Annotated in this window: 14 protein-coding genes; 8 read left to right on the plus strand and 6 right to left on the minus strand. The window is 72.9% G+C overall.

All coding sequences use genetic code 11. The features are described 5' to 3' along the window. Window positions 1-11: 11 nt before the first annotated feature. Window positions 12-284 (minus strand): hypothetical protein, encoded by a 273-nt coding sequence (locus tag Q7A36_RS12060; RefSeq protein ID WP_305103944.1) that lies wholly within the window; start codon window positions 282-284, stop codon window positions 12-14. Between Q7A36_RS12060 and Q7A36_RS12065 the strand changes: the two genes are divergently transcribed. Both Q7A36_RS12065 and Q7A36_RS12070 read left to right on the plus strand, forming a co-directional pair. Next, on the plus strand, window positions 283-1143 hold the full coding sequence (locus Q7A36_RS12065) for an SDR family NAD(P)-dependent oxidoreductase (protein WP_305103945.1): 861 nt from the start codon (window positions 283-285) through the stop codon (window positions 1141-1143). The genes Q7A36_RS12060 and Q7A36_RS12065 overlap by 2 nt on opposite strands. A 236-nt stretch (window positions 1144-1379) precedes the next feature. Then, on the plus strand, window positions 1380-1601 hold the full coding sequence (locus Q7A36_RS12070; RefSeq protein WP_305103946.1) for a hypothetical protein: 222 nt from the start codon (window positions 1380-1382) through the stop codon (window positions 1599-1601). Window positions 1602-1684: 83 nt separating this feature from the next. On the opposite strand, the gene metW is transcribed toward Q7A36_RS12070, so the two are convergent. From metW to metX, 3 genes are read right to left on the minus strand one after another with little or no spacing between them, the layout of a single operon-like run. Further along, window positions 1685-2284 carry a methionine biosynthesis protein MetW gene (metW, locus tag Q7A36_RS12075; RefSeq protein WP_305103961.1) on the minus strand — a complete coding sequence of 200 codons (600 nt, stop codon included), beginning with the start codon at window positions 2282-2284 and terminating at the stop codon, window positions 1685-1687. Between the two features lie 48 nt (window positions 2285-2332). After that, window positions 2333-2827: an ankyrin repeat domain-containing protein gene (locus Q7A36_RS12080; protein ID WP_305103947.1), complete on the minus strand. Its 495-nt coding sequence runs from the start codon at window positions 2825-2827 to the stop codon at window positions 2333-2335. 4 nt (window positions 2828-2831) lie between these two features. After that, window positions 2832-3986, minus strand: a complete 1155-nt coding sequence (gene metX, locus Q7A36_RS12085; protein ID WP_305103948.1) for a homoserine O-acetyltransferase MetX — start codon at window positions 3984-3986, stop codon at window positions 2832-2834. A gap of 133 nt (window positions 3987-4119) precedes the next feature. Between metX and Q7A36_RS12090 the strand changes: the two genes are divergently transcribed. Genes Q7A36_RS12090 through Q7A36_RS12100 form a run of 3 tightly spaced genes read left to right on the plus strand, consistent with a single transcriptional unit; the run spans window position 4120 to window position 6961 of the window. Next, window positions 4120-4989 (plus strand): chorismate mutase, encoded by an 870-nt coding sequence (locus Q7A36_RS12090; protein ID WP_305103949.1) that lies wholly within the window; start codon window positions 4120-4122, stop codon window positions 4987-4989. Continuing rightward, on the plus strand, window positions 4989-6077 hold the full coding sequence (hisC, locus tag Q7A36_RS12095; RefSeq protein ID WP_305103950.1) for a histidinol-phosphate transaminase: 1089 nt from the start codon (window positions 4989-4991) through the stop codon (window positions 6075-6077). The genes Q7A36_RS12090 and hisC overlap by 1 nt, the downstream gene beginning before the upstream one ends. Beyond that, window positions 6074-6961, plus strand: a complete 888-nt coding sequence (locus Q7A36_RS12100) for a prephenate/arogenate dehydrogenase family protein (RefSeq protein WP_305103951.1) — start codon at window positions 6074-6076, stop codon at window positions 6959-6961. Before hisC ends, Q7A36_RS12100 begins: the two co-directional genes overlap by 4 nt. Before the next feature lie 36 nt (window positions 6962-6997). On the opposite strand, the gene Q7A36_RS12105 is transcribed toward Q7A36_RS12100, so the two are convergent. Further along, window positions 6998-8509: an MFS transporter gene (locus Q7A36_RS12105; RefSeq protein WP_305103952.1), complete on the minus strand. Its 1512-nt coding sequence runs from the start codon at window positions 8507-8509 to the stop codon at window positions 6998-7000. Between the two features lie 245 nt (window positions 8510-8754). Between Q7A36_RS12105 and tcuC the strand changes: the two genes are divergently transcribed. The 3 genes from tcuC to Q7A36_RS12120 all read left to right on the plus strand — a co-directional run bounded on the left by tcuC (window position 8755) and on the right by Q7A36_RS12120 (window position 15322). Further along, complete coding sequence (tcuC, locus tag Q7A36_RS12110) at window positions 8755-10062, plus strand: MFS transporter (RefSeq protein WP_305103953.1); 1308 nt, start codon at window positions 8755-8757, stop codon at window positions 10060-10062. A 26-nt stretch (window positions 10063-10088) separates the two neighbouring features. Further along, entirely contained in the window at window positions 10089-10877 is a 789-nt protein-coding gene (locus Q7A36_RS12115; protein ID WP_305103954.1) for a substrate-binding domain-containing protein, read from the plus strand. A 449-nt stretch (window positions 10878-11326) separates the two neighbouring features. Then, entirely contained in the window at window positions 11327-15322 is a 3996-nt protein-coding gene (locus Q7A36_RS12120; RefSeq protein WP_305103955.1) for a bifunctional diguanylate cyclase/phosphodiesterase, read from the plus strand. A gap of 257 nt (window positions 15323-15579) precedes the next feature. Here Q7A36_RS12120 and Q7A36_RS12125 read toward each other — a convergent pair whose 3' ends face one another. Then, entirely contained in the window at window positions 15580-16458 is an 879-nt protein-coding gene (locus Q7A36_RS12125) for an NAD(P)-dependent oxidoreductase (RefSeq protein WP_305103956.1), read from the minus strand. Between the last annotated feature and the right edge of the window lie 625 nt (window positions 16459-17083).

Consider the following 17083-nt stretch of genomic DNA (forward strand, 5'->3'; position numbering starts at 1 on the left):
GAAGGCTTGCGCTACCAGCGCGGGCCCCAGCCGCCGGGCGGACCATAGGCGGGCGGCGGGGGCGGGGCGTAGACGCGGCCACGCTCCCAGGCCTCGTGCCGGCGCCAGGCCCATTCGCGGGCGCGCTCGGCCTCGAACCAGGCGCGGCGCGCCTCGCGCTCCCGCCAGTAGGGATCGTCGCCGCCGGCCGAGCCATAGCCCCAGCCGTCATGGGCGGAGGCGGCGCCGGCCAGCAGCGGCAGGGCGGCAAGGGCAGCCAGGAACGCGGTGCGGATCGTCTTCATGCTCGGCTTCCTCCGAGGGCGGGCCGACAACCGGCGGGCGAGGGGCCCGGAGGTCTTCATCGGCGCGCCCGACTTGCAGGGCCTCGACAGGAAGGAGCATCGCCCCGCCCCGCGGCGGATCGAGGGCGCGGCCGTGGCGAAGCGATGGCGCCGTGGCATGATGCCGGACGACAGGAGGAGACGAGGCATGCCGCAGGCCCTGATCATCGGCGCGGGGGATGGCCTCTCGGCCTCGCTCGCCCGGCTGCTGGCGCGGGAGGGCTATGCCGTCGCGCTCGCCGCCCGGAACACGGCGAAGCTCGCGGCGCTGGCGGCGGAGACCGGCGCCAGCACCCATGCCTGCGATGCCGCCGATGCCGGGCAGGTCGCGGCGCTGTTCCGCGCCGCCGGGGAGGAGGCCGAGGTGGTGGTCTACAACCCCAGCTACCGCACCCGCGGGCCGATCGCCGAACTCGACCCGGCGGAGGTGCAGAAGAGCCTGCAGGTCTGTGCCTTCGGTGCCTTCCTCGCGGTGCGGGAGGCGGCGCGGCGGATGGAGCCGCGCGGGCGGGGGACCATCCTGCTGACCGGCGCGAGCGCCGGGGTGAAGGGCTACCCGCAGAGCGCGAGCTTCGCCATGGGGAAATTCGCCCTCCGCGGCCTGGCGCAGTCGGCGGCGCGGGAGCTGCACCCGAAGGGGGTGCATGTGGCGCATGTCGTCATCGATGGCGGCATCCGCAGCGCCCGGCGGCCGGAGACGGGGGAGGACACCATGCTCGACCCCGACGCCATCGCCGCGACCTACTGGCACCTCATCGGCCAGCCGCGCAGCGCCTGGAGCTGGGAGATCGAGGTCAGGCCCTGGGTGGAGCGGTTCTGACGGGATCGCCCGGCCCCCGGTCCCGCCAGGGCGGAGCACCGGGGTGCCCATACCGGGCGGCGAAGCCCATAACTAGAAGTAGAAAATCTGCCAGAATTCATCAACTGTTCGCTATTGGCGCCAAGAATCATTTGGAGAAAGCCACTCACGCAGGCGCGGCAACGACTTCCGCCTTGCCGCGTTACCACGTCACTAGTATGTGTGAGTGGCCAGTTCACATTGTCCGGAGCCGCTGCATGCGCGCTGCGCCCCAGGTTGTCGAAGCCGAGGCCGATACCACCGACCAGTCCGCCCTGCGGCTGATGCTGTCCTATGTCGAAGCGGAGTGCCTGCGCATGGGGGCGATGGACGCGGCGCGGCATGCTGCGCTCGCCGCGTCCCTGATGCCCGATACCCCCAAGGCGGCCGCCGGGGCCGCCTGCCTGGTCCGCCGCCCGCGCGGCGCCCGCCTGCACTGACCACCCGGCGTCCCCCGTGCCAGGATGGCCGGGTCGACCCAGCGACGGGCCCAGGGCCCGATGGCGCCGAAGCGCCGCCTGTCTCAGCGCCGCCTGAGCAGGAACAAGGCCTGTTCCCCGAACAGATTCGCCAGCCAGGGTGACCGCTTCCAGGGCGTCTTCAGCCCCCGGTCGTCGACGGCCAGCCAGCGCTCCACCACATAGCCATCCAGCGCGCAGAGGTCGAAGAAGTCCCTGATCGTGCAGGGATGGATGTTCGGCGTCTCATGCCAGGCGCGATGCCAGGTATCCGTCATCGGCATGCGGCCGGTGCTGAGCAATTGCCAGCGCAGCAGCCAGTGGCCGAAATTCGGGAAGGAGACGATGGCATGCCGGCCGATGCGCAGCATCTGCCGCAGCACCTCCCGCGGCTTCTCCACCGCCTGCAGGGTCCGCGACAGCACCACGTAGTCGAAGGCGCCGTCCGGATAGAAGGCGAGGTCGTTGTCGGCATCGCCCTGGATCACCGCCAGCCCCGCCGCGACCGCCTGGGTCGCCTGCGCCATGTCGATCTCGATGCCCCGGGCATCGGCGCCCTTCTCGGCCGTCAGGTGGGCGAGCAGCGCGCCGTCGCCGCAGCCGATGTCGAGCACCGTCGCGCCGCGCGGGATCATCTCCGCGATCAGGCGGAGGTCGAGCCGCATGTTCTTGGCGACGAAGCGGATGGGGAGGTGGGTGTCGGGCATGATGGCTCAGTCCTGGCCGGCGGCGCGCAGCAGGCCGGGCGCCACCCGGGCGCCCATGGCCTCCGCCGCCTGCAGCGCGGTCTGCCCCTTGGCGTCGCGCAGCGCCGGGTCGGCGCCGCGGGCGAGCAGCAGTTCCACCACCGGGGCGCGGTCGAACATCGCCGCGGTCATCAACGCCGTCCGCCCATCCGTCCCGGCGCCGTCCACCGGCGCCCCGTGGTCGAGCAGCAGCCCGACCATGCGCGCATCGCCCTGGTAGGCGGCGCCGACGATCGGAAGCTGACCCTTGGGGTTCGCCAGCATCGGGTCGGCGCCGTGCCCGAGCAGCAGCGCCGCCTCGGCATGCCGGCCGTTGTAGGCGGCGACCATCAGCAGGCTGTCGCCGCGGGCATTCTGCAGGTTGGCGGGCAACCCGTCGGCCAGCAGGCCGCGCAGGAGCTCCGTCTCGCCATCCCGCAGGATCCCGAAGACCTGCTCGATCCGCTCGGCTTCGTCCTCCATCCCCTCACACCCCCAGCCGGTCGGCGCAGCCCGCGAGGAACCCGCCGAGGGCGCGGTGGAAGACCGGCTCCTCCAGCAGGAAGGCGTCGTGGCCCTTGTCGGACTCGATCTCGACGAAGCTGACATTGGCCGCCGCGGCGTTCAGGGCACGGACCAGGGCGCGGCTCTCGGTGGTCGGGAAGAGCCAGTCCGAGGAGAAGGAGGCGACGAAGAAGCGCGTCCTCGTCCCGCGGAAGGCCGCCGCCAGGTCGCCGCCGTGTTCCTGCGCCAGGTCGAAATAATCCATGGCGCGGGTGATGGTCAGGTAGGAATTCGCGTCGAAGCGCCGGACGAAGGTGCTGCCCTGGTGGCGGAGGTAGCTCTCCACCTCGAAGACGTCCTCGAGGAAGGTCAGCGCCGAGGCGCCGCGCAGGCGGCGGCCGAATTTCCGGGTCAGCGCCTGCTCGGACAGGTAGGTGATGTGGGCGACCATGCGGGCGACCGAGAGGCCCTGGGCCGGCACCCGCCCCTCCTCCCAGTAGCGCCCGGCCTTCCAGGCGGGGTCGGACTGGATGGCGGCGCGGCCGACCTCATTGAAGGCGATGTTCTGGGCGCTGTGATGCGCCGCCGTGGCGATGGGCGCGGCGGCGAAGACCGAGCCGGGAAAGGTCGCGGCCCATTCCAGCGCCTGCATCCCGCCCATCGAGCCGCCGACCACGGCCAGCAGCCGGGAAATGCCGAGATGGTCCACCAGCCGCTTCTGGGCGCGGACCATGTCGCGGATGGTGATGCTGGGGAAATCCGTGCCCCAGGGCCGGCCGAGGCCGCGCCCCGCGGAATCCGTCATCTCCTCCCGCGGGCCGGTGCTGCCCATGCAGCCGCCGAGCACATTGGCGCAGATCAGGAAGTAGCGGTCGGTGTCGAGCGGCTTGCCGGGGCCGAGGATGGTCTCCCACCAGCCGGGCTTGCCGGTCAGCGGATGCGGCTCCGCCACGTACTGGTCGCCGGTCAGGGCATGGCAGACCAGCACGGCATTGCTGCGCGCGGCGTTCAGCGTGCCATAGGTCCGGTAGGCCACGGCCATCGGCGCGATCGTCATCCCGCAATCGAGCGCCAGGCCGTCCGCGAAGACGGCCCGCTGGTGATCCACCTGCGGGAAGGGAGCGATATGGGCTGACATGGCGGGCCACGATCCTCGTGGGCCTCCATAGAGCAAGCGGCCGCCAGGGGAAACAGCCGGGGGCGGCGCGCGTGCCTCCGCTTGGCGGGCGGGCCCGCGGCGTCTAAAGCAGGCCGGAAAGACATCCCGGACGATGACCGCAGCCTCCGACACGAAGACCGCGCCCGCGACGCCGGCGGCCACGGCCCCCGGTACGCCCCCGGAGGCGCTGGCGGCCCTGCGGGCCGAGATCGACCGGCTCGACGACCAGTTGCACGACCTGGTGATGCGCCGGGCCGAGGTGGTGGCGAGCCTCGCTGCCAGCGGCGTCAAGCGCGGCGGCAGCCCGCTGCGGCCGGGGCGGGAGGCGATGATCCTGCGCCGGTTGCTGGCCCGCCACGCCGGCGCCCTGCCCGGCGGCGCGGTGGTGCGGCTGTGGCGGGAGATCTTCGGCGCCAGCAGCGCCATGCAGGGCGGCTTCACGGTGGCCGTCTATGCGCGGGAGGAGGCGCAGCTCCGCCTCGCCCGCGACCATTTCGGCGGGGCGATCCCGCTGCGGCCGCTGCCGACCGCGGCGCGCGCTCTGGCGGCCGTCGCCGCCGGCGAGGCGCAGGTGGCCGTCCTCCCGGCGCCCGAGGAGGGCGAGCCGGCCGAGCAGGCCTGGTGGACCGGGCTCGACGCGCCGCGGCTGCAGGTGGTGGCGCGCCTGCCCTTCTGGTCCGAGGGCGAGGCGGCGGCGCTGGCCGTTGCCCCCGGCGCGGCGGACCCGAGCGGCGACGACCGCTCCCTGCTGCGGCTCGAAATGGCCGGGGACCGCGGCCGGGCGCAGGTGGCCGCGGCGCTGGCCGCCGCCGGGCTGCCGCCGCGCAGCCTGCTGCTGCGCCGCGACGGCGGCGTGGTGCGGGCGCTGGCGGAGATCGATGGCGTGGTGGAGGACGGCGATGCGCGGCTCGCCGCCCTGCCCTTCGACCGCGCGCTGCCCCTAGGCTTCCACGCCGTGCCCGAGAGAGGAAACCCCGGCTGATGCCCGCCCTGCTGCCCCGCCCCTCCATCCTCTCGATCGAGCCCTATGTCGGCGGCGAGTCGAAGATCCCGGGCGTGAACCGGATCGTGAAGCTCTCCTCCAACGAAGGCGCCTTCGGCGTGCCGCCCGGCGCGCAGCAGGCCTATGCCGCCATGGCCGCCGAGCTGCACCGCTACCCCGATGGCGGCGCGACGGCGCTGCGCGAGGCGATCGGCCGGCGCTTCGGCCTCGACCCCGCGCGCATCGTCTGCGGCAACGGCTCGGACGAGCTGATCGGCGCGCTGGTCATGGCCTATGGCGGTGAGGGCACCGAGCTGGTGATGTCGGCGCATGGCTTCATCATGTACGACATTGCCGGGCGCTATGCCGGCTGCCGGGTGATCAAGGTGCCGGAGCGGAACCTGACGGCGGATGTGGACGCCATGCTGGCCGCCGTCGGGCCGCGCACGCGGCTGGTCTTCCTGGCCAACCCGAACAACCCCACGGGCTCCATGCTGCCGGCGGCCGAGGTGGCGCGGCTGCGCGCCGGCCTGCGGGAGGACGTGCTGCTGGTGCTCGACAGCGCCTATGCGGAATACGTCACCCGGCCGGACTACGACCCGGGCACGGCGCTGGTCGATGCCGGCGGCAATACGGTGATGACGCGGACCTTCAGCAAGGTATTCGGCCTCGGCGGCGTCCGCCTCGGCTGGGCCTACGCGCCGGCGCATGTCATCGACATCCTCAACCGCGTGCGCGGGCCCTTCAACGTGAATGCGCCGGCCATGGCGGCCGGCATCGCGGCGCTGGCCGAGCCGGGCTGGGTGGAGAAGAGCGTCGCGCACAACGACGCCTGGCGCGCGAAGCTGTCGGAGGGCCTGCGCGCCCTCGGCATCGCCGTGCACCCGAGCGAGGGCAATTTCATCCTGGCCGATTTCGGCACGGCGGAGCGCGCCAAGGCGGCGGATGCGGCGCTGAAGGCGCGCGGCCTGATCGTGCGCGCCATGGCGGCCTATTCGCTGCCGCAGGCGCTCCGCATCACCATCGGCACGGCCGAGGAATGCGGCATGGTGCAGGACGCGTTGGCCGGGTTCATGCGCGGCGCATGAGCGATGTCCTGTTCGAGCGGTTGTGCCTGATCGGCGTCGGGCTGATCGGCAGTTCCATCGCGCGGGCGGCGCGGGAGAAGGGCGGCATCGCCCGGACCGTCGTCGCCCATACCCGCCGGCCGGAGACGCTGGCGAAGGTGCGCGAGCTCGGCTTCGCCGATGTGGTGGAGGAGGATCCGGCGCGGGCGGTCGCGGGCTGCGACGGCGTCATCCTCTGCGTCCCCGTCGGCGCCTATGCCGGCGTCATGCGGCAGATCGCGCCGCATTTGGCGCCGGGCTGCATCCTCTCCGACGTGGGCTCCACCAAGGGCAGCGTCATCCGCGACCTCGGGCCGCTGCTGCCGCCCGGCGCGCGGCTGGTGCCGGCGCATCCCATGGCGGGCACCGAGCACAGCGGCCCGGAGGCCGGCTTCGCCCAACTCTTCGAGGGGCGGTACTGCATCCTCACCCCGCTGCCGAACGGCGATCCGGCGGCGGCCGAGCGGATCGCCGAGCTGTGGCGGCGCTGCGGCTCCATGGTGGAGCGGATGGATGCCGAGACCCATGACAAGGTCGTCGCCATCGTCTCCCACCTGCCGCACCTGATCGCCTTCACCATCTGCGGCACGGCCGATGACCTGGCGGAGGAGACGCGCGAGGCGGTGCTGAAATTCGCCGCCTCCGGCTTCCGCGACTTCACCCGCATCGCGGCGAGCGACGTGGACATGTGGCGCGACATCTTCCTGAACAACCGCGATGCGCTGCTGGAGATGCTGGCCCGCTTCACCGAGGACAGCCACGCCCTGGCCCGCGCCGTACGCTGGGGCCAGGCGGAGTTCATCGAGGACCGCATCCGCCGCGGCCGCCGGATCCGCCGCGGGCTGATCGAGCGGAAGCAGGCCTAGCCCCGGTCGCCCGGCGGCGGAAGCCGGCGCGCCGCGTCAGATCCGCCGCAGCGGCATCGACCAGGCGAGCAGCGCGCCGCAGCCGGTGAAGGCCGCGACCACCAGGAAGGCCAGGCTGAAGGCCTGCGCGATCCCGGCCTGCAACTGCGCCTGCTGCGCCGCCGGCACGCCCGCCAGCGCATCCGGCCCGAGGCGGATGAGGTCGACGAAGAGGGCCGCCGCGCCGCCGCCCTGCAGGGTCAGCGTGGCGAAGAGCACCGCGCCGACCAGCGCCGTGCCGAAGGCGGCGCCGACCGAGCGGGAGAACTGCACCGAGCCCGCCGCGGCGCCGAGCATCTTCGGCCCCGCCGCCCCCTGCACGGTGATCTGCACCACCCCCATCACCGTGCCCATGCCGAGCGCGTTCAGCCCGAAGCCCCAGGCGATCTCCCGCGTCCCGAGCGCGGGCGCCCATAGCCCGAGCGCGACCAGCACCGCCGTCGCCAGGCAGAGACCGACCGAGGGGAAGATCGCCGTCCGCCCGGTGCGCGTCACCAGCCGGCCCGTCACCATCGAGCTCACGCCGATGGCGATGGTCAGCGGCAGCAGCAGCAGGCCGGTCTCGGCCGCCGAGGTGCCGCGGACGACCCGCATGTAGATCGGCAGGAAGGTGAAGAGCGAGACCAGCGCCGCGCCGTGGCAGGCCGCCATGGCATCCGCCCGCCAGATCGGCGCCTGCCGCAGCAGCGCGACGGGCAGCAGCGGCGAGGTGGCACGGCGCTCCTGCCGCAGCAGCAGCAGCAGGGCGAGCAGCGAGACGGCCAGCAGCCCGGCGGCGGTGGCCAGCGAGAGCGGGTCGAAGCGCTGCACCGCCTCGAGCGCCAGCAGCATCGGCGCGACGAAGCCGATGAAGAGGCCGAGGCCGATCGTGTCGAAGCGGATCCGCCCGCCGCCCGTCCGCCGCCGCGGCAGGCGCAGCAGCAGCAGCGCCGCGACCAGCCCGATCGGCAGGTTGACCAGGAAGACCGAGCGCCAGCCGAGATGCTGCGTCAGGAAGCCACCCGCGACCGGCCCGAAGGTGCTGGAGCAGACCATGACCCCGGCGAGGTAGCCCTGGTAGCGGCCGCGCTCGCGCGGCGGCACGCTCTCCCCCACCAGCGCCTGGGAGAGGGTCATCAGCCCGCCGCCGCCGAGCCCCTGCAGCACCCGCATGGCGGCGAGCATCTCGACGCTGGTCGAGACGGCGCAGAGCAGCGAGGCGAGCAGGAAGAGCGCGAGCCCGGCCAGCATCAGCCGCGGCCGCCCCAGCGCATCGCCGAGCCGGCCATAGACCGGCGCCGCGATGGTATTGGCGACGAGATAGGCGACGACGATCCAGGACAGCCGCTCCACCCCGCCGAGCGAGGCGCCAATCGCCGGCAGCGCCGTGGAGACGATGGTCTGGTCGACGATCGCCAGGAACATCGGCAGCACGATGGAGGGGAAGACGGTGAGGAAGGGCGACCGCGCGGGCGGCGCGGCGGGCTCCGCCTCGCTCGCCAGGGCGGGCATGGTCTCGTTCAGGGGCATGGGCGCATCGGCTCTCCTGCCGCCCAATGCGGCGGGACGCCCATACGTTCCCGCCCGCGCCGCAGGGGCCGGCCCGCATCCTCGGCGCTTCCGGCCGCGGCGCAAGGATGCGGGTGCCACCGGCGGCGGACACGACCGCGCGGTCCGGATTGCAAAGCGTCCATGCGGCGCCATCCCGGCACGGCGGCGCAACCTTGCCGGCGCCTGCAGGGTTCTCGCCGGCGATGCGCTGCGGGAGGCAGGGGATGTCGGAGACGGGCGAAGGACAGGGCGGCTCGAAGCTCGCCATGGTGCTGCGGGTCACCAGCGGCAACTTCCTCGAGATGTTCGATTTCTTCCTCTTCGGCTTCTATGCGACGCAGATCGCCGCCGTCTTCTTCCCGGCGGGCAGCGAATTCGCCTCGCTGATGCTGACCTTCATGACCTTCGGCGCCGGCTTCCTGATGCGCCCGCTCGGCGCCGTCCTGCTCGGCGCCTATATCGACCGCATCGGCCGCCGCGCCGGGCTGATCGTCACGCTGCTGCTGATGGCCTTCGGCACGGTGCTGATCGCCTGCACCCCGGGCTATGCGACGCTCGGCCTGCTCGCGCCGGTGCTGGTCCTGGTCGGTCGGCTGCTGCAGGGCTTCTCGGCCGGCGTCGAGCTTGGCGGCGTCTCGGTCTACCTCGCCGAGATGGCGGCGCCGGGCAGGAAGGGCTTCTACGTCGCCTGGCAGTCCGGCAGCCAGCAGGTGGCGATCATGGCCGCCGCGGCGATCGGCTTCGCGCTGAACCGCGCCCTGCCGCCGGAGGCGATCGCGGCCTGGGGCTGGCGCGTGCCCTTCTTCATCGGCTGCCTGATCATCCCCGTGCTCTTCTACCTCCGCCGCTCGCTGGAGGAGACGCCGGAATTCCTCCGCCGCCAGCACCGCCCCTCGCTGCGGGAGGTAGTGGCATCGCTGGCGCGGGGCTGGCCCATCATGCTGCTCGGCATGCTGCTGGTCGCGATGACGACCATCTCCTTCTACACCATCACCGTCTATACCCCGACCTTCGGCAAGACGGTGCTGCACCTCTCGGATGCCGAGAGCCTGGCCGTCACCTTCTGCATCGGCCTGTCCAACCTGGTCTGGCTGCCGGTGATGGGCGCACTGTCGGACCGCGTCGGGCGGCGCCCGCTGCTGCTCGGCTTCTCCGCGCTGACGATGCTGACGGCCTATCCGGTGCTCGCCTGGCTGGTCGCGCATGCAAGCTTCGCCAACATGCTCCTCGCGCTGCTCTGGCTCTCCTTCCTCTATGGCAGCTACAACGGCGCGATGGTGGTGGCGCTGACCGAGGTGGTGCCGCCCGCGGTGCGCACGGCCGGCTTCTCGCTGGCCTATTCGCTCGCCACCGCGGTCTTCGGCGGCTTCACGCCGGCGGTCTCGACCTGGCTGATCCGGGAGACGGGCAACCGCGCCGCGCCGGGCTTCTGGCTGACGCTCGGCGGCGCTTGCGGCCTGCTGGCGACGCTGCTGATCTACCGGCGCGTCGCGGCGGAGACGCGCCTGCCGGCCGCGGGCAGGCCCGCCTGACCGCGCGCGGGAGGAGGCACCGACTCATGACACCCGCCCTGACCCGCCGCCATGCGCTGGCGGCCGGCGCCGCCACGCTCCTGCTCGCCCGGCGCGCCGCGGCGGCGGAGATCCGCATCGTCAGCTCCGGCGGCTTCGCCGCGGCCTACAAGGCGCTCGCGCCGGGCTTCGAGAAGGAGACCGGGCACAGCCTGGCCGCCGGCTGGGGCCCGTCCATGGGCCAGACGCCGCAGGCCGTGCCGGCGCGGCTGGCGCGCGGGGAGCCGATCGACGTCGTCATCATGGTGGGCTACGCGCTCGGCAAGCTCGTCGAGGAAGGCAAGGTGCTGGCCGACAGCCGCGCCGACCTCGCGCGCTCGGGCATCGGCGTGGCGGTGCGCGCGGGCGCGCCGCACCCGCGGATCGGCACGGTGGAGGAGCTGCGGCAGACGCTGCTGGCGGCGAAGTCCGTCGCCTATTCCGACAGCGCCAGCGGCGTCTATATCGAGCGAGAGATGCTGAAGCGCATGGGTATCGCCGAGCAATTGGCCGGCCGCGCGCGGATGATCCCGGCCGAGCCGGTGGGCGAGGTGGTGGCGCGCGGCGGCGCCGAGATCGGCTTCCAGCAGCTCAGCGAGCTGAAGCCGATCCACGGCATCGACATCCTCGGCCCGCTGCCGTCGGAGCTGCAGCAATACACGGTCTTCTCCGCCGGCGTGGTCGCGACGAGCCGCGAGCCGGAGGCGGCGCGGGCCCTGGTCCGCTACCTCGCCTCGCCAGAGGCCGCGCCGGCCATCCTCGAGAGCGGCATGGAGCCGCTGGCGAAGCCGCGCTGATCCGGGGCCGGCGCGCCGCCGCCGTCGGCCATGCAGGGCGGGCTGCCGCGGGCGCCGGCGACCGACGGGACGACCCGCCTCGGCACCCTGCCAGGCGGCGGCCTTGCCGAAGGCGGGCATGACCGGTGTTGACCCGCGGGACGGCGTGGTAACCGGTCCGATCTCGCGGCCCAGCCCAGAGGTGCGATGCCGTGGTCCGCGCCGGGCATGGTCCGCTGCGCGATCTCGCGTTGCCGCTCGGCAAGCGCTTCCGAGGCTCGACCGGCACGGCACCGGCGCCGGAACCCCGGCTGCCTGCCGGTCGCCAACCCGGCCCGCGGCGGCATGGCGTGCGATGCTCAGCCTTCGCATGGCCGGACCGCGCGGAGGCACCGCACCGATTGCCCGCAGGGAACCAGCAAAGCGATAACGGGAGCGGGCAAGTTCGCCCGCTTTTTTGCGGTGGTTCCATGTCGTCCCTGCCCGCCCCGATGCTGCAGTTCGCGTCGCGCATCCATGCTTCCGTCTGGCGTGCAATCTGCGGTGCTGCGCTGGGTCTGACTCTCGCAATCAGCGCCGGCACCTATCTCCTGCAGCAGCGGGAGGCGGCGCTGCGCGATGCCGAGCGCGAGGTGCGCAATCTCTCCCTGGTGCTGGCGAGTTCGGTGGAAGGCAGCTTCCGCTCCGTCGAGCTGATGCAGATCGGCATAATCGAATGGCTCCGCGCCGAGGGCATCGACACGCCGGAGGCCTTCGCCGCGCGCCTGCCCAGCCGCGAGGTCTATGAGTCGTTGCGTGCCCGCGCCGCGGCGCTGCCGCAGATCGGGTCCGTCTTCGTGACCAATGCCCAGGGCAATGCCCTCGTCGGCAACAAATTCTGGCCGACGCCCACCATCGCGGTCTCCGATCGGGACTATTTCCGGGCCATCGCCGAGGATCCCGGCCGCGACAGCTATCTGAGCATGCCGACGCGCAGCGCCGTCGACGGCACCTGGCACATCTACGTCGCGCGCCGCATCAGCGCGCCGGATGGCCGCTTCCTCGGCATCGTCAGTGCCACCATCGGCCTCGACCATTTCGAGCGCTTCTTCGGCAGCATCGCCCTCGGTCCGGCGAGTTCGATCGCGCTCAGCCACCGGGAGGGCGTGCTGCTCGCGCGGCATCCCCGGCTGGAGATGGTCACCGGCAATGCTGTTCCCCTCAGCACGCTCGCCCGGCGCTTCCCGCCGGGCGGACAGGGCATGTCTTTGCGGTCGTCGGGCGGGCTGGACGGCATCGAAAGGATCGTGGGCATCCAGGCCCTGGAGGCGCGCCCCTTGGTCGTGGTGACGACGCGCGTGACGGAGGACGTGCTCGCGCCCTGGCGCGCCGAGGCGCGGCGCCTTGTCGTCGCCGTGCTGCTGCTGGAAGGGCTGATCCTCGCTGGCGTGCTGCTGCTGAACCGGCAGGCGCGGCACCGGGCGGCGCTGCGGCGCCTGCAGGAATCCCGCGCCGAAGCCGATGCGGCCGCGGCCCTGGCGGTCGAGCGCGAGCGCGCGGCCCGCGCCGAGGCGGAGGCGCGGCTCGCGGTCGCGGATGAGCGCGAGCGCGCCGCCTCTGCGCTGGCCGAGCGCGACGGGGCGCTGCGTGCCATCTTCGAGAACGGGACGGCGGGCATCGCCGAACTCGACCTCGCCTCCGGCCGCTTCCTCCGCGTCAACCGTCGCTACTGCGAGATCGTCGGCCGCGGCGAGGCGGAGCTGCTCGGCGGCCTCACTCCGGCCGATATCGTGCCCCCCGACGACTGCGAGGCGGGCCGGCAGCGCTGGCGCAACATCTCAGCCGGCGGCGACGCACGGGATACGGAGAAGCGGTACCTGCATCCGGACGGTACGGTGACCTGGGCGCGGCTCAGCGTCGCCGTCTCCGCGCGCGACGGGAATGGCCTTCCGGTGCGTTGCGTTGTCATCGTGCAGGACGTGACCGAGAGCCGCGCGGCGGTGGAGCGGTTGCGGGAGAGCGAGGCGCAACTGCGCATGGGCCAGGAGGTCGGGCGCATCGGCACCTTCAGCCGCGACCTGGCCACCGGCGCCCTCCACTGCAACCAGCATTCGCGGGCGCAGTTCGGCCTGCCCGCCGGCGACGCGCCCGTGACCGCCGAGGTCTGGATGGCCACCGTCCACCAGGAGGACCGGCCGCGGCTGATGGCACGGATCGCCGACGCGATCGCCCGCCGCGACCCGGAGGTGGCCTGCGACTACCGCATCCTCCGCCGTCCCGACGGCAGCCCGCGCCATGTCGAGATGCGCGCCCGCTACCACTTCGATGCCGAGGGAAGGCCCGTGAGCTCCACGGGGGTCGTCATCGACGTCAGCGAGCGCCACGAGGCGGAGGAACGCCTGCGCGAGAGCGAGGCGCTGCTGCGCCTCGGCATGGAGGTCGGCCGGATCGGCACCTACCGGCACGACTTCGCCACGGGGGAACTCCGCTGCGGCGCCGAGACGCGGGCCATGCTCGGGCTGCCCGCGGGCGAGGCGCCCATCACGAACGAGGAGTGGTCCTCCGTCGTGCCGCCCGAGGACCAGGAGCATGTCCGGGCGGAGCTCGCGGCGGTGCTGGCGCGCCGCGGCCCCGAATGGGCCGTCATCCACCGGGTCCGCAATGCCGATGGTGGGATCCGGTACCTCGAGGCCCGCGCCCGCATCGCCTACGATGCCGAAGGGCACCCGCTGACTGCGCTCGGCGTCGCCATCGATGTGACGGAGAGCCGCGTGGCGGCGGAGCGGCTGCGCGCCAGCGAGGCATTGCTGCGCCTCGGCATGGAGATCGGCCGGATCGGCAGCTTCCGGCGCGACTACGTCGCGGAGCTGATCGATTTCGACCCGGAGGCGAAGGCCATGTTCGGGCTGCCCGCGGGCGAGGCGCCGATCCCGACGGCGGAGTGGCTCGCCGTGGTGCTGCCCGAGGATCGGGACCGGCTGCGCGCCGATGTCGCCGCGATCCTGGCGCGCCGTGAGCCCGAGGGCGCCGTCGACTACCGCATTCGCGACGCGGCACAGGGCGGCATCCGCCACGTCGAGGCGCGCTTCCGGTTCGAACACGACGCGGAGGGACGCCCCTTGCGCTCGATCGGCGTCGTCATCGATGTCACCGAACGGCGCGAGGCCGAGGCGCGCATCGCTCACATCGCCCAGCACGACGCCCTCACCGGCCTGCCCAACCGCATGCTGTTCCGCCAGCGCCTCGAGGATGCCATCGCCCGGGCCCGCCGTGGCGAGGGCTTCGCCGTGCTCTGCCTCGACCTCGACCGCTTCAAGGAAGTCAACGACACCCTCGGCCACCCGACCGGCGACGCCCTGCTGCGCGCCGTCACCACCCGTCTCAAGGCCGAGTTGCGCGAAACCGATACCCTCGCCCGGCTCGGTGGCGACGAGTTCGCCGTCATCCAGGCCAGCGTCGATCAGCCGCGCGATGCCACCGCCCTCGCCCGCCGCCTGGTCGAGACCATCGCCGTCCCCTTCGAGCTCGACGGCCACCAGATCGTGGTCGGCACCAGCGTCGGCATCGCGGTCGCGCCGCAGGACGGGTTCGACGCCGATGCCCTGCTCAAGGGTGCGGACATGGCGCTCTACCGCGCCAAGGCCGAGGGGCGTGGGCGCTGGCGCTTCTTCGAGCCCGAGATGGACGCCCGCATGCAACTGCGCCGCGCCCTCGAGATGGATCTGCGCCGCGCCCTCGCCATGGGCGAGTTCGAGCTGTTCTACCAGCCCATCATGGACGTCGCCTCGCGCCGGGTCAGCGGCTTCGAGGCGCTGATCCGCTGGCGTCACCCCGAGCGCGGCCTGGTGCCGCCGGATGCCTTCATCCCACTCGCCGAGGAGATCGGCCTCATCGTCCCGATCGGCGAGTGGGTCCTCGTTCAGGCCTGCCGGCAGGCGGTGTCCTGGCCGGGCGCGCCGAAGGTGGCGGTCAATCTCTCGCCCGCCCAGTTCGCCAGCCGCGGCCTGGTGGACGCGGTGGCGGCGGCGCTGGAGGTCTCTGGCCTCGAGGCGGGACGTCTGGAGCTCGAGATCACCGAGACGGTGATGCTGCAGGACACCGAGGCGACGCTCGCCACCCTGCACCGGCTGAAAGCCTTGGGCGTTCGCATCGCCATGGACGATTTCGGCACCGGCTATTCCTCGCTCAGCTACCTCCAGCGCTTCCCCTTCGACAAGGTCAAGATCGACCGCAGCTTCACCCGCGAGCTCGACAAGTCGCGCCAGAGCAATGCCATCGTGCGCGCGGTGACCGACCTCTGCCTCGGGCTCGACATGACCACCACGGCCGAGGGCGTCGAGACCGAGGAACAGTTCGGGGCATTGCTGCGCAAGGGCTGCCAGGAGGCGCAGGGCTACCTGTTCAGCCGGCCATGCCCGGCCGGCGAGGTGCCTGGCCTGCTCGACCGGCTGGCGCGCGACGCCAGGGTCGAACCCGCGGCGGAGTAGACGGCGACGCGGCAGGACATCGAATTGCGCGGCGGTGGTCGGCATGGCTCGGCGAAGGGCACCGCCGCCGCGCCCCGGCAGAGACGTTTCGCGGGCTGGCATCCGGGCGCGTGATCTTGCCGAGCCGCCAGCCGCGCAAGAGAGGCAGGTCCGTCATCCTCGGCCTTGCCGCCACGCGCGCGACGCCGCAGGCAGCAGAGCGGCAACAGGCACCGTCAGCCGCGCGTCCCGTGGCAGCGCCGCGACGCGGGGCCATGTCACGCGTCACCGGCGTCACGCGCCGCAAGCTGGCCGATGGCGGACCAGTCGAGCTGGTCGCCGCCATGCGCCAGCAGGCTGAGGAAGCGGTCGCGGAGCAGGCTGGCCAGGGGAAGCGGCACGCGCAGCGCCTCCCCCGCCGCCAGGGCCAGGCGGATATCCTTCTGGCCGAGCGGTGCCGCGAAGCCGGCCGGCTGGAATTGCCGCCGGGCGATCAGCCCGCCATAGGTGCGCACCACCGGCGCGCCGAACAGGGTGCCCGTGAGGATCTCGAGGTAGCGTTCCCGGTCCACGCCGCCCTTGGCGACGAGCGCCATGGCCTCGCCCAGTGCCTCGATGATGGAGGCGATCAGGAAATTGCCGCTCAGCTTCACCAGATTGGCGGCAGGGGGGGCCTCCGCGACGGTGAAGACCGCCTTGCCGATGGCCTCGAGCAGAGGCCTCGCCGCCTCGATCGCTTCGTCGTCGCCGGCGGCGAGGACGAAGAGCTCCCGCCTGGCGGCCGCGTCCGGCCGGCCGAACACGGGTGCGGAGACGAAGCGCTGGCCTGCTGCCGCGTGGGCTGCCGTCAGACGCTCGGACAGGGCGACGCTGATCGTGCTGGAGGAGATGTGGAGAGCGCCCGGCGGGAGGCTCGCCAGCAGGCCGGCCTCGCCCTGGGTGACGGCCTCGACCGCGGCGTCGTCGGCCAGCATCGTGACGACGGCATCGCCGCGGCAGGCGCCGGCGAGATCAGCGGCGGCCTGCGCGCCCTCGGCGACCAGGGGCTCGGCCTTTGCCGGGGTGCGATTGTAGACCGTGACCGCGTGCCCTGCCTTCAGCAGGTTCGCCGCCATGCCGGAACCCATATTGCCGAGCCCGATGAAACCGACCCTCATGATTGCCGCCCTCCTCTGCTGTTGACGCGACTGGCCTTCGCCGGCCCGGACATGGCCGCCGACGCCCCGGCAGGTCGCCGGCATCGCGCCGGAGCGCCGCGCCCGCCTGGCAGAACGCGGAGGCCATGGTCCTGGCCTTCCCGCGGTCATGCAAACGGACGGCGGCGGCGCGGCAGTTCGGACGACAGGCGGTGTGGGGTCCGATCCGGGTCCGACATGGCACTGGCCGCCGGCGACGCGCGGCAATCGGGCAGGGGGACATGCGCGGGCCCGCTCCGCGGGCTGAGCGGCCGATGGCGATCGGCCTTCGGCCGGGCTGCCGGCCCGCTGGCAGGGGCAGGCCGGCGGCGTTGCTGCACCGCGCTCCGCGGCCTTGCGGTTCGGGCTGGATGTCGTGCGCCGGAGATGAACCCCTGCGGAAAGGGACGGGGCCCCGTGCACGGAGGATCGCGGTCCGTCACCGGCGGCCGCGGCGCCGCAGCGCTGCCCCTGCCGGCCGCGCCAGCCACCGAGGTCGCCTGGCCGGCGCCGCTCGCCGCCGCTGGCATGTCCACACGGCACAGGCGGATGTGCTCCGCAGCTCCTCGCTCTGCGCCTGCTTTCCGTTGATCCGGCGGCTGGCTGG

The sequence above is a fragment of the Paracraurococcus lichenis genome, assembly GCF_030657435.1.
Taxonomy (GTDB): domain Bacteria; phylum Pseudomonadota; class Alphaproteobacteria; order Acetobacterales; family Acetobacteraceae; genus Paracraurococcus; species Paracraurococcus lichenis.

Coding starts and splice junctions, on each gene's coding strand:
- Q7A36_RS12065 (WP_305103945.1), top strand. CDS start 283: ATGCTCGGCTTCCTCCGAGGGCGGGCCGACAACCGGCGGGCGAGGGGC.
- Q7A36_RS12060 (WP_305103944.1), bottom strand. CDS start 284: ATGAAGACGATCCGCACCGCGTTCCTGGCTGCCCTTGCCGCCCTGCCG.
- Q7A36_RS12070 (WP_305103946.1), top strand. CDS start 1,380: ATGCGCGCTGCGCCCCAGGTTGTCGAAGCCGAGGCCGATACCACCGAC.
- metW (WP_305103961.1), bottom strand. CDS start 2,284: ATGCGGCTCGACCTCCGCCTGATCGCGGAGATGATCCCGCGCGGCGCG.
- Q7A36_RS12080 (WP_305103947.1), bottom strand. CDS start 2,827: ATGGAGGACGAAGCCGAGCGGATCGAGCAGGTCTTCGGGATCCTGCGG.
- metX (WP_305103948.1), bottom strand. CDS start 3,986: ATGTCAGCCCATATCGCTCCCTTCCCGCAGGTGGATCACCAGCGGGCC.
- Q7A36_RS12090 (WP_305103949.1), top strand. CDS start 4,120: ATGACCGCAGCCTCCGACACGAAGACCGCGCCCGCGACGCCGGCGGCC.
- hisC (WP_305103950.1), top strand. CDS start 4,989: ATGCCCGCCCTGCTGCCCCGCCCCTCCATCCTCTCGATCGAGCCCTAT.
- Q7A36_RS12100 (WP_305103951.1), top strand. CDS start 6,074: ATGAGCGATGTCCTGTTCGAGCGGTTGTGCCTGATCGGCGTCGGGCTG.
- Q7A36_RS12105 (WP_305103952.1), bottom strand. CDS start 8,509: ATGCCCCTGAACGAGACCATGCCCGCCCTGGCGAGCGAGGCGGAGCCC.
- tcuC (WP_305103953.1), top strand. CDS start 8,755: ATGTCGGAGACGGGCGAAGGACAGGGCGGCTCGAAGCTCGCCATGGTG.
- Q7A36_RS12115 (WP_305103954.1), top strand. CDS start 10,089: ATGACACCCGCCCTGACCCGCCGCCATGCGCTGGCGGCCGGCGCCGCC.
- Q7A36_RS12120 (WP_305103955.1), top strand. CDS start 11,327: ATGTCGTCCCTGCCCGCCCCGATGCTGCAGTTCGCGTCGCGCATCCAT.
- Q7A36_RS12125 (WP_305103956.1), bottom strand. CDS start 16,458: ATGAGGGTCGGTTTCATCGGGCTCGGCAATATGGGTTCCGGCATGGCG.